Source organism: Vibrio sp. Y176, from assembly GCF_033438945.1.
Window position 1 is genome coordinate 449,725 of the sequence record NZ_JAWOQS010000002.1, and the last position, 15,160, is coordinate 464,884.

Annotated in this window: 13 protein-coding genes and 1 pseudogene; 5 read left to right on the forward strand and 9 right to left on the reverse strand. The window is 45.6% G+C overall.

What is annotated here, in order from left to right; all coding sequences use genetic code 11:
• Positions 1 to 159 precede the first annotated feature (159 nt).
• Positions 160 to 1,599, forward strand: a complete 1,440-nt coding sequence (locus tag R7O13_RS06210) for a catalase (RefSeq protein WP_205391386.1) — start codon at positions 160 to 162, stop codon at positions 1,597 to 1,599.
• Between the two features lie 194 nt (positions 1,600 to 1,793).
• Here R7O13_RS06210 and R7O13_RS06215 read toward each other — a convergent pair whose 3' ends face one another.
• From R7O13_RS06215 to norV, 4 genes are all read right to left on the reverse strand, one after another.
• Positions 1,794 to 2,672, reverse strand: coding sequence for an NAD(P)-dependent oxidoreductase (locus tag R7O13_RS06215; protein WP_318303299.1), 879 nt, complete (start codon positions 2,670 to 2,672; stop codon positions 1,794 to 1,796).
• Between the two features lie 184 nt (positions 2,673 to 2,856).
• Positions 2,857 to 3,195: a DUF1971 domain-containing protein gene (locus R7O13_RS06220; RefSeq protein ID WP_005375231.1), complete on the reverse strand. Its 339-nt coding sequence runs from the start codon at positions 3,193 to 3,195 to the stop codon at positions 2,857 to 2,859.
• Between the two features lie 42 nt (positions 3,196 to 3,237).
• Positions 3,238 to 4,386 carry an NADH:flavorubredoxin reductase NorW gene (norW, locus tag R7O13_RS06225; RefSeq protein WP_065275445.1) on the reverse strand — a complete coding sequence of 383 codons (1,149 nt, stop codon included), beginning with the start codon at positions 4,384 to 4,386 and terminating at the stop codon, positions 3,238 to 3,240.
• A gap of 8 nt (positions 4,387 to 4,394) precedes the next feature.
• Positions 4,395 to 5,897, reverse strand: a complete 1,503-nt coding sequence (gene norV, locus R7O13_RS06230) for an anaerobic nitric oxide reductase flavorubredoxin (RefSeq protein WP_412125713.1) — start codon at positions 5,895 to 5,897, stop codon at positions 4,395 to 4,397.
• Positions 5,898 to 6,087: 190 nt separating this feature from the next.
• Between norV and norR the strand changes: the two genes are divergently transcribed.
• The 4 genes from norR to azu all read left to right on the forward strand — a co-directional run bounded on the left by norR (position 6,088) and on the right by azu (position 10,245).
• Entirely contained in the window at positions 6,088 to 7,620 is a 1,533-nt protein-coding gene (gene norR / locus R7O13_RS06235; RefSeq protein ID WP_318303301.1) for a nitric oxide reductase transcriptional regulator NorR, read from the forward strand.
• Between the two features lie 398 nt (positions 7,621 to 8,018).
• Positions 8,019 to 8,537 carry a transcriptional regulator gene (locus tag R7O13_RS06240; protein ID WP_318303303.1) on the forward strand — a complete coding sequence of 173 codons (519 nt, stop codon included), beginning with the start codon at positions 8,019 to 8,021 and terminating at the stop codon, positions 8,535 to 8,537.
• A gap of 269 nt (positions 8,538 to 8,806) precedes the next feature.
• Positions 8,807 to 9,457 (forward strand): HAD family phosphatase, encoded by a 651-nt coding sequence (locus R7O13_RS06245; RefSeq protein WP_308387850.1) that lies wholly within the window; start codon positions 8,807 to 8,809, stop codon positions 9,455 to 9,457.
• A gap of 335 nt (positions 9,458 to 9,792) precedes the next feature.
• Entirely contained in the window at positions 9,793 to 10,245 is a 453-nt protein-coding gene (gene azu, locus R7O13_RS06250) for an azurin (protein ID WP_005375211.1), read from the forward strand.
• A 226-nt stretch (positions 10,246 to 10,471) separates the two neighbouring features.
• Here azu and R7O13_RS06255 read toward each other — a convergent pair whose 3' ends face one another.
• The 5 genes and pseudogenes from R7O13_RS06255 to R7O13_RS06275 form a co-directional block, all read right to left on the reverse strand.
• On the reverse strand, positions 10,472 to 10,822 hold the full coding sequence (locus R7O13_RS06255; protein ID WP_053303838.1) for an ethanolamine utilization protein EutQ: 351 nt from the start codon (positions 10,820 to 10,822) through the stop codon (positions 10,472 to 10,474).
• Positions 10,819 to 12,135: an NAD(P)/FAD-dependent oxidoreductase gene (locus tag R7O13_RS06260; RefSeq protein WP_005385877.1), complete on the reverse strand. Its 1,317-nt coding sequence runs from the start codon at positions 12,133 to 12,135 to the stop codon at positions 10,819 to 10,821. The genes R7O13_RS06255 and R7O13_RS06260 overlap by 4 nt, the downstream gene beginning before the upstream one ends.
• Positions 12,136 to 12,147: 12 nt before the next feature.
• Positions 12,148 to 13,431 (reverse strand): NAD(P)/FAD-dependent oxidoreductase, encoded by a 1,284-nt coding sequence (locus tag R7O13_RS06265; protein ID WP_318303536.1) that lies wholly within the window; start codon positions 13,429 to 13,431, stop codon positions 12,148 to 12,150.
• A pseudogene (locus tag R7O13_RS06270) lies at positions 13,420 to 13,581 on the reverse strand (rubredoxin); the annotation flags it as partial. The pseudogene R7O13_RS06270 and the gene R7O13_RS06265, both read right to left, overlap by 12 nt.
• 142 nt (positions 13,582 to 13,723) lie before the next feature.
• Positions 13,724 to 15,160, reverse strand: coding sequence for an aldehyde dehydrogenase family protein (locus R7O13_RS06275; RefSeq protein WP_104980126.1), 1,437 nt, complete (start codon positions 15,158 to 15,160; stop codon positions 13,724 to 13,726).

The window sequence follows — 15,160 nt, forward strand, 5'->3', positions numbered from 1 at the left end:
GTCAATCAAGCTAATGTAGTAAATTTCTGATTCTAATATAGTTTCGACCATAGTCACCATCTATTGAATTGATAAGCAATATCAGTTTTCTCCCCCAGCTTTTCCGTAATAACCTCCTCTACAGTTTCTAAGGTATTGAGCCCTGGAGGGGGAAGAAAAATGACAAACAAGAAATTGACTACAGCAGCAGGTTGCCCTGTCGCACATAACCAAAACGTTATGACTGCAGGTCCTCGTGGCCCTCAACTATTACAAGACGTTTGGTTCCTTGAAAAATTGGCACACTTTGACCGCGAAGTGATCCCTGAGCGTCGTATGCACGCAAAAGGTTCTGGTGCTTACGGTACGTTCACAGTAACGCACGACATCACAAAGTACACGCGCGCTAAGATCTTCTCTGACATCGGCAAAAAAACAGAACTATTCGCTCGCTTCACTACCGTAGCTGGTGAGCGCGGTGCAGCAGACGCAGAACGTGACATCCGTGGTTTCGCACTAAAATTCTACACTGAAGAAGGTAACTGGGACTTGGTTGGTAACAACACACCAGTATTCTTCCTACGTGACCCACTAAAATTCCCAGACCTAAACCACGCAGTAAAACGCGACCCTCGCACTAACATGCGTAGCTCTACCAACAACTGGGATTTCTGGACATCACTACCAGAAGCATTCCACCAAGTGACTATCGTAATGAGTGACCGTGGTATCCCCGCTTCTTACCGTCATATGCATGGTTTTGGTAGCCACACATTCAGCTTCATCAACGCAGAAAACGAGCGTTACTGGGTGAAATTCCACTTCAAAACTCAGCAAGGCATCAAAAACCTAACTGACCAAGAAGCAGAAGCAATCGTAGGTAAAGACCGCGAAAGCCATCACCGTGACCTTTACGAAGCGATTGAGCGTCAAGACTTCCCTAAATGGAAGATGTACGTACAGATCATGCCTGAGCTAGAAGCGGATGAAGTCAACTTCAACCCATTCGACCTAACACGTATATGGTCTCAAAAAGACTACCCACTGATCCCAGTTGGCGAGTTCGAACTGAACCGTAACCCAGAAAACTTCTACGCAGAAGTTGAGCAATCAGCGTTCAACCCAGCTGCAGTCGTACCTGGTATCGGCTTCTCTCCAGATAAAATGCTACAAGGTCGTCTGTTCGCTTACGGCGATGCTCAGCGTTACCGTCTAGGTGTGAACCATCATCAAATCCCAGTGAACGCACCTCGTTGCCCTGTTCACAGCTACCACCGTGATGGCGCAATGCGCGTTGATGGCAACTTTGGTTCAACACTGGGTTACGAGCCAAACTACAAACAAGAATGGGCAGAGCAACCAGATTACTCTGAGCCACCTCTACGCATCAATGGCAACGCTGATCACTACGATCATCGTGTAGACGAAGACTACTTCAGCCAAGCGGGTGACCTATTCCGTCTGATGAGCGAAGAGCAACGTCAAACTCTGTTCGATAACACAGCTCGCGCAATGGACGGTGTGCCAGAGTTCATCCAACAGCGCCACGTTCAACACGCATACGAAGCGGACGAAGCGTACGGCAAAGGTCTTGAAATTGCACTAGGCTTAAACAAGTAAGCGAACGCTGCAATCATTACACTGTGTGATTTAAAGACGAAAAAAGGAGGTACTCTACAGCACCTCCTGATTTCAAATCACTAATCCTTAATCACAAGTCACAAAACATGCTCAAGGTGATTCATTATGATTAACTTAGATTTCTTTAAGCTCTTTGATACCAAAGAACTGTTTATCTATTACTGATTCATCAACTACTGATTTTTAGCTACCGCTTTGATCAGTACTGATGTATCCATGCGACCTAAACCATCACGTTGAAGGTCTGCGTATTGCTCATCCACTTTCTTAGTCAGTGGAAGTTCTAGACCCACTCGCTCAGCTTCTTGCAGACAGAAACCTAAGTCTTTGCGCATCCAATCAATAGCGAAGCCAAAATCGAACTTGTCTTCAGCCATCGTATTTGCGCGGTTTTCCATCTGCCAAGAACCTGCAGCGCCATGCTTAAGTGTTTCTACAACTTGAGCAATGCCCAAGCCTGATTTTTGTGCCAGCAGCAAAGCTTCACTCAGGCCTTGTAAAACGCCACCAATACAGATTTGGTTTACCATCTTACAGCGTTGACCCTGACCGTTTTCACCCAGTAGCGTCATCTGCTTCGCGTACACATCCATCGCCGGAGACACACGGTCAAAAATGCTTTGTTCACCACCACACATGATGGTTAGAACACCATTTTCTGCGCCCGCTTGACCACCAGAAACTGGCGCATCAATGAAGTGATTACCATACTTAACACACGCTTCAGCCAACTCAACCGCTAGGTCTGCAGAAGTCGTTGTGTGGTCCACTAACACTGCATCCGCTTTCAAGCCAACCAGAATGCCTTCTTCACCGTAAACAACGCTACGAACGTCATCATCATTACCCACACAGGTAAAAACAATGTCACAGCCTTCTGCCGCTTCACGTGGTGTTTCACAAGCCACGCCTTGGTATTCTTCAGCCCATTTGTCGGCTTTCGCTTTTGTGCGGTTGTATACTTTGGTTTCAAAGCCCGCTTTACTTAGGTAACCAGCCATTGGGTATCCCATCACACCCAGACCAATAAATGCTACTCGTTGTTTTTCCATTGCACGCTTCCCTTAGTTCACCTGACTGAAATGTTTCGTAACATGCTACTAAAGAATTGAAATCATTACTCGTGATTTCTCTTTCCACGGTCTCAATGATCCAGTATTTCAGTTCGTTTATTGCGCCTTCTACACCCCTTTACTTGACGATTAGCATAACAGTCAAAGCACTTAAAAAGGTTTACTACTGCTTAGCGTGGAACATCGCTTGCCCACTCTTATCTTTGTTCGACCAGAAATTGATGTTGAACTGAGCATCATCGCTCATCTCAATACGGTGCCAGTACTGCGGTGGGCTTGTAGCAAACTGGCCTGCATTAATCACCACCACTACTTCTGCTTCTGTGGCATTTTCATCAGCAAAGCCGTAGTAAGTCACTTGCCCTTCCATGACGCACAGCTGTCCAAACACTCCCTCAGCGGTATTATGATGAGTCAGTAGCGCTGGTGGCACATTGTCTTTAGTGAAGAAAGGCGTTGAACGTTGAACAGTCCAGTCTTTAGGAATTCTTAGATGCGACATAATGATACCCTCTCTAATTACAATTTTTTTCGTTAAAATCGGTTAAGCCTGAGCGGCTTGAGACAACTCTCGGAGTAGTGGAAATGCTTGCGTAACTTGTTCTCCCGTCACGACGAAGCCCATGAGTCGGCTATTTTCATCTTCTGCTTTCGCGGCAATGCCAGTTTGAGAAATCTGCACGCTCCAGTTCGTCACCGAGCTAAAATCGCCTGCCAATTGAATTGGGTAGCTCGGCGTTTTGACCTTTACCATCATAGGCGGTAGTTTCAACTCTGCTTCTTGCTCCAGTAGTTGTTTCCCTAAAACATTGGCACTTAGCACGATCGGTTGGAGATAAGGCATCATTCGACCTTGGATCTCAGCACAATCGCCTAATGCAAATACATTGGCTGCTGATGTCTGTAATCGGGCATCTACCTCGATGCCTTTATTGACACTCAACCCACAAGCCTTCGCTAACCAAGTGTTAGCACGTAAACCCGCCGCTGAAATCACTACATCGGCTTCGATTGCTTTACCTTTGCTCAAGCTTGCCACCAGCGAATCATCTGAACGATTGATCGCAACTACACCAGTCTCCAAGGCAAGTTGAATACCTTGCTGCTTAAGTTGGTTTTCGAGCGGCAATGCGACGAATTCAGGAATCAAGTTAGCGAGCAAACGGGAATTTGGCTCAACCACCGTAACCGCTTTACCACTGGTTGCGAGATCCATGGCGATCTCGACGCCGATCAAACCACCACCCATTACTAGAATTCGTTCCGCGCGGCTAATTTGCTCTTCCGCTAATTGATATTCTTGTAGCGAGTTCAGCGTTATCACCTCAGGTGCTGCACCACCAGATATTGGCGGCACAAAGGCTTTCGCGCCTGTCGCAAACACCAGTTTGGAATAAGGATAGGTTTGGCCGTTGGCGACCACTTGCTGAGCTTGCACGTCGACATGCTCAACCTTGGTATGGGCGAACAGTTCGATGTTGTGTTCCTGTGCAAACGCCTCACCACTTTTAACTACCAAGTCTCGGGCAGTTTGCTTGTTACTGAATACATGACTCAAATCGGGCTTGTTGTATTCCGCGCCATCATCAGCAGTAAACACTTGCAGCGGAATATGTGCGTCCATTCGACGCACTGTTTTCACCAATTGGTAAGCCGCAAAGCCGCTACCAATAATCACAATAGGTGCTTGCATATTCCCTCCTAACCGTTGTATTCAACGAAAACGTCTTTACCCAAGTGACATTCTGGGCACAAGAAGTAATCTGGCACTTCAGACCATGCAGTACCCGGTTCAACGCCTTGATTAGGCTCGCCTTTAGCTGGGTCGTATACCCAATTACAAACGGTGCAAACCATGCATTGGCAATCTGCAGGATGCGCCTCGGCACTAGGGTTGCTAGGAGCAGCATCGACTACCGCTTGTGTTGCTACTTGTGCTGCGGGTTGTGATTGAACTTGTGGTGCAGACGTAGCAATCGCCGGAGAAATAACAGGACTTGTCAGGTCATGCTTCGCCCACAACTTCGCGATGTTCTGACCATGTTCGCGACATTCACGCATCGCATTACCATCTGGTCGCCATTTGGTTTTCAAACCCACTGCGGTTTCAAAGCCTGCGTCAGTCAATCGAGCATGGATACGATCCACCGCGCCACCATTCCACCCGTAGCTACCGAATGCAGCGGCTTTCTTCGCTTTAAAGCGCAGACCGGTAATTTCTTCTAGCATACCTGCGATCTTCGGCATCATGACGTTGTTCATGGTAGACGAACCAACCAAGATGCCTTTTGAGCGGAATACGTTGGCGAGAATTTCATTCTTATCATGCTTAGAAACATTAAAGACTTTGACCGCTACACCAGGATCGACATCGTGAATGCCTTGCGCGATTGCATCGGCCATCATTCGGGTGTTATTTGACATAGAATCGTAGAAAATCGTAATGCGATCTTCTTGATAATTGTCTGCCCACGCCAAGTATTGCTCGATGATTTGAACTGGATTATCGCGCCATACAATACCGTGTGACGTAGCGATCATGTCGACAGGTAAATTAAAGCTCAGCACTTCTTTGATTTTTGCAGTTACCAAGCTGCTGAATGGCGTTAGGATGTTTGAGTAGTAACGCAAGCACTGTTCCATCAACTCATTTTGATCCACTTCATCATTGAATAAGCGTTCATCGCAGTAGTGCTGACCAAATGCGTCGTTACTGAATAACACTGCATCGCCAGTTAGGTAGGTCATCATGCTGTCCGGCCAATGCAGCATCGGCGCTTCCACGAACACCAATTGCTTACCGTTACCAATATCAATGCTATCGCCCGTTTTTACGGTTTTGAAGTTCCACTCAGGATGGTGGTGATGACCCACAATCGAACCAATCGCCGCTTCTGTACAGTAAATTGGTGTGTTCGGAATCTTCTCCATCAATGCAGACAATGCGCCCGAGTGATCTTCTTCTGCATGGTTTACCACGATAAAGTCGATAGACTTAAGGTCGATTTCCATCTCTAAATTTTGGATGAATTGTTGACTGAATCGATGATCGACCGTATCAATCAGTACGGTTTTCTCTTCACGAATTAGATAACTGTTGTAGCTGGTACCTTTTGTCATTTTGTATTCTGTACCATGGAAGTCCTGAACTTCCCAATCGCGCTGACCTACCCAATGAATGTTGTTTTTTACGTGAATTGTCATAATTACTACCTTGAATGACGAAATAAATAAGAAGAACTGACTTTTATATTGCATCGGGCATGCCAACTTTTTACTTCCTTTATTTTCAACAATTTAAAACAAAACCAACAATAAGGACTGTCATTAAGACACAGTTGAAAATTGTCATTAAGACACTACAATAGTCATATTGACACAATTGGTATTGGTTATGACTTCTTTAATCGCGCAGTGGCTACACATCACACAAGACCTTAACTCAGCACTCACTCAGCAAGCTCGTTTTGATACGTTGTTAACCACGATTCGAGAGGTATTAAAGTGTGACTCTTCTGCCCTTCTTTTGTATGAAGATCAGCACTTTAAGCCATTAGCGATCAATGGTTTGGCAGAAGAAGTGCTGGGACGCCGTTTCTCCATTGAGCAGCACCCAAGGTTAGAAGCCATTGCCCGAGCTGGCGACATCGTGCGCTTTCCCTCTGACAGCGACTTACCTGATCCTTACGACGGCTTGATTCCAAACCACGATGACAAACTGCATGTCCATTCCTGCATTGGTTTACCTTTGCTGATCGACGATCAGCTCATTGGTGCTATTACGATTGACGCCTTCGACCCCAACCAATTTGATGGGTTGCGTAACCAAGAATTACGTTTTGTTAGTGCATTAGCCGCAGGTGGCTTACATACAGCTCTACTGTTAGAGCAACTAGAAACTCAAGCGAGCCTGCCACGTGATTCTTACGCCGAAAAACGCACCTTGAGCAACGAAATCATTGGCAACTCTCAGGGGATGAAGAATCTTCAAGAACAAATAGATGCAGTCGCCGATACCGAGTTGTCTGTACTGATCATGGGTGAGACTGGCGTGGGTAAAGAGTTGGTCGCCAGTGCTATTCACCATCGCTCCAATCGTTCCAGCAATACCTTGGTTTACCTCAACTGTGCGGCACTGCCGGAGTCCGTAGCAGAGAGCGAACTGTTTGGGCACATCAAAGGCGCATTTACGGGCGCAATCAGTAATCGTAAGGGTAAATTCGAACAAGCAGATGGCGGCACGCTGTTTTTGGATGAAGTCGGTGAACTGTCATTAGAGCTACAAGCCAAGTTACTTCGAGCCCTACAATACGGCGACATCCAACGAGTGGGTGACGACCGTCATATCCGAGTCAATACACGCATTGTCGCCGCCACCAACCGTATTTTGCATGAAGAAGTCACCGCTGGGCGTTTTCGAGCCGACTTATATCATCGTTTAAGTGTCTTCCCGCTTCATGTTCCACCTCTTCGTGAACGTGAAGACGATGTGGTGTTACTCGCAGGCTTTTTTGCCGAACGCTTAAGAAGCAAATTGGGCTTGAATAGCATTCGTTTGTCTCCCACTTTGGTGCAGGCACTCAAAGACTATTCATGGCCAGGCAACGTGCGAGAGCTTGAACATGTCATTAAACGTGCTGGTGTTTTGGCAAAAGCGCGTACCCACGCCATGGACATTGAGTTAGTTGAGCAAGATTTTGATATTCGAACGCCGAATCAGAACATCAAGAACGTTGAAGAAACGGAACAAAACTCTCGGCTTGAGCTACCAGAAGGCGGATTAAAACCTGCCACAGACGCCTTCCAAAAAGCGATGATTGTTCGAGTTCTGGAAGAGAACCAAGGCAACTGGGCAGCAACGGCACGTCAGCTTGAATTAGATAACGGCAATTTGCACCGATTAGCAAAACGGCTGGGGATAAAATAGACACTAACGAATATCACCGAATATGGCATATTCATCGCCAAATAATGTGCCTGATGCCCAACCGCTCACTCAGCCCACTATAAGTAGTGAGCTGAGTGCTCAGATAGAATAGCCACCTAAGTTTGACGGTATTTTCTTCTAAATTTTATTGTCTTGAACCAGCTCACAGATTTAATAACCCTTAACAATAAACATAATAATAGTTAAGGTATTTTTATGAGCCAGATCTAATAAAATTAAATATATAGTATTTATTTTAAGAATTTAAACTTTCAAAGTTCATCATAATAAATACAACCTCTATATATACACTTTACCTTCAAAAAACATCAAAATATAATCTCTTCGATAAAAACACTTAAATGAATTTAACTGTATAAAAGTGAGGAGAATAAAATATGGGATATGGGGCGACAGTATATTCATTAGATACTGAAAAGGTTTTTAACGTATTAAAGAATGAGTGTAATCCAGAGCTAGAAAAAGCCATCATGGAAAGGTGTCAAGACTCCTTTAAAGTGATTAATGAAATGCTGGAAAGTAGTGGCGAAAGCATCCGAGCTGAAGAGCTTCTTATGCAGATGCTGTCTGAAGAGATAAAATACAGTCACTTGGGTTACGCCTATGCTTACTTGCTTGAAGCTATATGTAAGATAACTGGTTATTACTTGTCCAATAACTCTTGGTATCCATGCGATGTAAACGATTTCTGCGATATCCCATTCACTAACACCGATTATCCTATAAAATTCCCATTCCCTGACGATTTCCCAGTTGTTTTTATGATAAAAAATCAAGATATTCACCAAGATAACGTTGACTTCGGAGGCTTATCAGAGCAACAAATATCTGAAGTCAAGAGCTGGTACACTCATGCAGTCGTAAACAATCGTGACTTGGTATTATTTTATTATTAATTTTAACTATTAATAAATTATCCAATAGTTAAAATTAAAATAGAATATTAATAAAACTCTAGCTTATATTAAGATAGAGTTTTATCTATTTAACTGAAATTTTTATAATTTTAAAAATATTATATTTCACACCTAATTTATAGACTCTGTGTATAGTGTGTTCAGAGGCAATGTGAACTCATAGGATCAAAATCAAGTTCTAATTTTTAGAAGAAAAACCGATCTGCTTGTGTCAAAATGCGCCATCCCAACCAAAAAGTCTTAATGTAATGAACTACCAAGCTGCTATTTTTGATATGGATGGTTTGCTCCTTGATACTGAGCGCGTCTGTATGCATATTTTCCAAGAAGCATGTGAAGCCCAGAACCTACCCTTCTATAAAGATGTTTACCTTTCTATCATTGGTCGCAATGCAGCGGGCATTGAAGTGATTTTTCGTCAAGCTTATGGAGATGATCTTGACCGCTTACACCAAGAGTGGCGCGACCGTTACGACGCTGTGGTTAAGCACCAAGCGATACCGGTAAAAGAAGGGGTGATTGAGCTGCTTGAGTGGTTGAAAAACCAAGGGTTGCCAATTGCAGTCGCCACTTCTACAGCAAAAGAAGTGGCACAGAAGAAGTTGGAGTTAGCGGGCCTAAGCAAGTATTTCGACAACTTAACGACGGGCTGTGAAGTGTCACACGGCAAACCTGATCCAGAGATCTACCTGCTTGCAGCAAGTCGTCTAAGCGTAGATCCAACCAAATGTCTCGCCTTTGAAGATTCAAATAATGGCGTACGTGCTGCGGTAGCAGCGAACATGATCACTTATCAAATCCCTGATTTGGTTGAGCCTTGTGACGAAATAAAGCAATTAGGCCATACTGTCGCACCTTCACTGCATGATGTGTTGCACACGTTAAAGCAAACTCGCTAGGTCTACTTGTCGTCTGTTCTCTAGAAGCTCAGCAATTTAGCTGAGCTTCTTTCTCGAAACCTCTCCAATACCGTAAAACCAAACAATTCTGCCACCCGTTTAGAGAGATTATTTTCACCTTAACTCTGGCTAATCACGACTTTTGATTTAACTCACGCAATCGCATGAAATAAGGCATTTGAGTGATCAAATAGCGGAACTGACCAGTACAAGCTTGCAACAAAACGTCAATATACCGATTGAAGCACGTTTTTGGAGTGAAAATTGGCTGATAATGAGAACTATTGGATAAGATCAATCCAAGTCAGCCTAAAATATAAAATGGAGAGTGTTATATGTCTTTACGTTTATTAGCAACAACCTTCGCATTAGTAGGAATGAGCTTTGGTGCCCAAGCCAGTGCCGAGTGTGAAGTGTCATTAGATGCTAACGATATGATGCAGTTTTCTACTAAAACATTGAGCGTACCAGCCACTTGTAAAGAGGTAAAACTGACGCTGAATCACACAGGTAAGATGCCAGCGCAATCGATGGGTCACAACGTGGTCATCTCTGACACAGCCAACCTACAAGCAGTCGGTACTGATGGCATGGCAGCTGGAGCAGAAAATAACTACGTAAAACCAAATGATGATCGCGTCTACGCTCACACAAAAGTAATTGGTGGCGGTGAAAGCACCAGCATTACGTTCAGTACTGAGAAAATGAAAGCCGGCGGTGACTATTCATTCTTCTGTTCGTTCCCGGGTCACTGGGCAATCATGCAGGGTAAATTTGAGCTAAAATAAAAGATTCAGCCAAGCCAAAAGAAGACTCATTATAGGGAAGCCAAGGCTTCCCTTTTTGATAGATAAAATAGCAATTGAGAAAGGTCTAACACGTCTGGAAACGTGACCAAGAAACATAGCAAGTAAGAAACCCTTGCTCCACTGAGATTAAGTTCTTTTACGAAAACTCATGGGTAAAAATCGGTTTTTTGTTTTGCCTTTCCGAGACACTACTAAATGATAAAAGTCATTCAATACCATGTAACTCTTTCCAGTTTCCTGGATGAACCACATAGCCGAACAGAGCATGCCCACCATAAACCAATTCAGTTCCTTCCGGTATCCAAAGCATCTGACCTGGGTGCACAAAATGTGTTTCACCATTTGCGGTCAGCTCGAAACAGCCTTCAATCACGAAAATAACTTCATCATAAAGCACTGTCCAAGCCACTTTAGCGCCTTCCCATTTAGCAAAGCCTACGCCAATGTTTGGTGAAATTTCTGGGCTTAACGCCCTAGCAACATACGCCATTCCCGGCGTATCACCACGAACATTGAAATCTAAATTTTTACTATCAACAAGTTTGACTTGCTTCATAATTCACTCCGGCTTTGCCATTTTGCTAATTGGATACGCGTTTTTACTCCCAAACCTAAAAAAGGCTCTGGCGGATTCAAACAAGGCATTCCTGTCACTTGCTGTATGTCATCTAATGATTTAGATGTCGCACCAACGACATAGTCAGCTAACAGTGTTCCAGAAATGGTTCCCCACGCAGCACCAACACCATTGTCACAAGCGCTGGCATAAACACCTTCATCTAATTGACCGAAAAAGTTAGTAAAGTTACGAGAGATGGCATACACCCCACCCCATGTGTGAGTAAATGGTACGTCGGCCAGCTCGGGATAACGCGCCAGAAAGACCTGACGATGATCGTCGCGAATTTGTTCTCTGACTTTATCGTTCATGCTTGAGCCATATTTCGGCACGTGTTTGTAAGTATTGCGGATCAAAATACGTCGATCGGCGGTCATACGTAACGTCGTTCCCGCATGATCAGCTGGAGTTAACCCCCAATTCAGCTCACCTCCGTATCGTTGCATTTCTGCGTCGGTCAATGGACGCGTCCAGCTTGCAAACGTCATCACTGGAAGTAGTCTGTTTTTAAGATAACCAAACTCCCGAGTAAAAATGCTGGTCCCAAGCAACAGTTCAGGGGTTTCAACAGAGCCACTATCTCCATGTAATACCCAGCAACCGTTTTCTTTACTGAGCTTGCGGATTGGCGAGTTCTCTAACACCTCGACGTTCTCTGGAAGGCTTTCCCCTAGCCCACGCACCAAAGCAGCTGGTTGCATTAAATAACCACCTGGCGTGTAAATTGCGCGGCTGTAGTAGTTGGTTCCCAAGACTTTCGCCAGCTCACTGCCATTAACATGGAAGTATGGTTCGCCAAGGTCTTTCATTAGGTGCTCAAAGTGATCGAGATATGCTTCACCGCGCGCCCCTACGGCTCCTTGATATTTGCCCTTTGCTGACCACTGACAAGAAATACTGTGCTTCGACACTAAAGTGTTTAGCTGAGCAATCGCAGAACGGTTGAGTGATAATAACTTTTGCTTGTGCTCAGGGTCGGGATGCTCAAGTGAAAACTTATGAGGCAAATCGATAACAAAGCCCGAATTTCTTCCTGAAGCCCCTTGGCCGATACGTTGCGCATCAATCAGTATAATTCGTGCATTAGGCATAAGTTCAGCTAAACGTCTTGCCATAGCTAGGCCTGCGAAACCGGCACCTAACACGGCATAGTCAGCACTTTGTTTACCTTTTAACGCCGATTTTTCTGGAATACTTGGCAACGCATGGTACCAACCACACGTCACGTCATCATTGGGTAAATGAATCATCTTTTTTCTCCGCTACGCTGCTGACAGTTTCAATGACAATTGATCTAGCCAAGGGCCGCGTAATGACTGTACTTTTCTTCCTAGCAACGCAAAACCGAGCATTGCTCCTTCTGGTGAATAAAACGCAGCGGTCAATTCATCTGCTTGGTTCTCGATGTACCATTGTCCCTGTTCTTCAGCGGCTACCGGGAAAATCGTGAGTGGAAGAATCGGCGTTTTTACAATCACTGGAGTTGGTGTTAACGAGATAGGGGCGACATCGCCTAGCAAGCTTTTCGCTACAGAAGGGATCATTTGATTAATCGGTGCAATATACGGCTGCCAACCTTGCTCCGTTTCAACACAGTCGCCTAGCGAGTAAATACTCTCATCACTCGTCTGGCCGAATTGATTCACTTTAATGCCGCGGCCCACTTCGAGCCCCGCGCGCTCAGCCAGAGAAACATTTGGTTTGAGTCCAACCGCGCTTAGCACTAGGTCTGCTTCAATCTGCTTGCCACTGTTCAGATGTAAAACCGCACTGGATTCGGACCTTGGCTCGATTCTGGCGATACTGTCTTGTAGAGCCCATTGCACGCCTCGTTCGGCAAGTGCGCTTTGTAATGATTCACCCAACTGTTGCGGGATCAAACGCTCCATTGGCCATTGACCCAACCCGATAACTGTCACTTCATAACCGCTTTCGATCAGGTCATTCGCGAACTCACAGCCAATTAAGCCATCACCTAGGATCGCGATGCGCTTTTTGTCTTGCAGCTCCGATCTGAAACGGCGGTAGTCAACTAAGTCGTTCACACTCATAACCCAAGAGCGATCGCCCTCAATTGGGATTTCAATCGGTGATGCACCTGTTGCCAGTACCAAGCGGCTGTAGGCGTATTTACCGATGGAGGTATGTAGCGTTGAATTGGCACGATCGATCTGTTCAACACGCGTATGCGGGTAAACTCGGATATTGAGACGGCTTTCCCACTCCAACGCGCTCTCACTTTGTAGCGCGTCGCCGTCTTTATTCATGACCAGTGCATTAGACAAGGCAGGCTTGCTGTACAGTGCGCCATCATCAGCGGTAAAGACAGTGATCGGAACCGTTTCAGATTGTGCTCTAAGTGCCGCTGCCAACTGGTAACCACTGTGGCCACTGCCGATGATAACGATAGGGTCAGCTGAAAATATAGGTTGAGTGACTTCAGATGGAAGTGGCTGAGCCGTATTTGGCTGAACAGACGATCCTACCGATACCGAAGACACTGCCACGACCTCTTCTACTGGCGCATCGTCGGTGATTTCGATCATTTCAAAATCGGCCTTACCCACTAAACAATCGGGGCATAACCAATCATCCGGCACATCTTCCCATGCTGTTCCTGGTGCAATGCCATCGGATGGCCAACCTTGTGCTTCATCATAGATTAAGCCGCAAATAATACAGAGCCACTTTCTCATCACTTATACTCCAACTACCTTGTTCAGAATTTCCGTGTTTACAAACCGCTGTCAGATTTGTTGTGATTCCATCAACCTCGCCCTAGCTTGTGGTCTGAAATCCAAGCCGGTACGAGGTGATGAAAATACAGTTACACGGTAGCTATACGTTGCTGTCTTGCTGCAAACGAATGGCAATATTGCGTGTCTGGACATAGCTATAAATCGCTTCTTGTCCTTTTTCTCGCCCAAAACCGGACAAGCCCACGCCACCAAATGGTGTTTCGATGCCACCAGCAAACCATTCATTGATGAACACTTGTCCACCACGCAGTTGCTGTGCCACATGTAATGTTTGGTTTAGGCTTTCACCAAAAACACCAGCGACCAGGCCAAAATCGGTGCCATTCGCGATCTCGATTGCTTCTTGCTCAGTTTCAAACGGTGTAATCACCAATACAGGACCAAACACTTCTTCTTGTGCAATGCGCATATCTGGCGTGGCTTCAATCACTGTTGGTGCCACAAAGTAACCCGATAGATCAGGTGCGTAGCCACCCGTTAGGATATTCGCGCCGTCGGCTTTTGCTTGTTCTATCATTTCAAGCACGCGTGCTTGTTGATCAGCAGATACCAACGGTGTGATGTCCGGCTGGCTTTCGCCTTGGCCAATGGTTAGGCTTTTTGCCATTTCCACTACTGCCGCTTTTACTTCTTCATAACGCTCTTTTTGAATCAGCAAACGAGACATTGCCGAACACACTTGACCAGCGTTAAAGAAAATACCGACCTGAACGCTTTTCAAAAGTGTTTCGAGGTTCGCATCTTTCAGCGCGATAGCAGCCGATTTACCACCCAGCTCCATCACCGATGGAGTAGCGCGTTGCGCTGAATCTTGCAGGATGTGTTGGCCGGTTGGAACGGAACCCGTAAAGACAATTTGATCGACCTCTTGGTGCTGCACCAAATGACTGCCAACGACTGAGCCTTTACCGCATAGAAGGTTAATCGTACCTTTCGGGAAGCCCGCTTTTTCAATCGCTTGAATCAACAGAGTCATGGCAAGTGGGGAAATCTCTGGCGATTTGATCACCACTGCGTTACCTGCGGCTAATGCAGGTGCCAATGAGCGTGCACAAATAGAGACAGGGAAATTCCACGGCACAATCTGCACCGACACGCCAAACGGCACATATTGAGTGAAGTCGACATAGTCTTTACCCAACGGAATTGACGTGCCTTCCAGCTTGTCGGCCATGCCTGCGTAGTATTCAAAGTAACGTGCCGACTCTAAAAACTCATCTTTGGCATCTTGCAAAGATTTCCCATTTTCACGACAGGCAACTAACCCACCTTCATCAACCATTTCACGAATAGCTGCGGCGGCTTTTAACATCCACTCGGTTCTGACGGCTGGACGAACGTCCGAAAGAAGGCCTTGATTGACCACTCGGCGTGCCGCTGCCATTGCGCGATCTGCATCGGTGATAGTGGCTTCTGCAATCGTCGCATACGCTTCGGCTGTGCCAGGGTTCATGACGGTCAGCGCTTGCTCTGAATCGCACCACTCACCATCAATATAATTAAGGTAATGCATCAT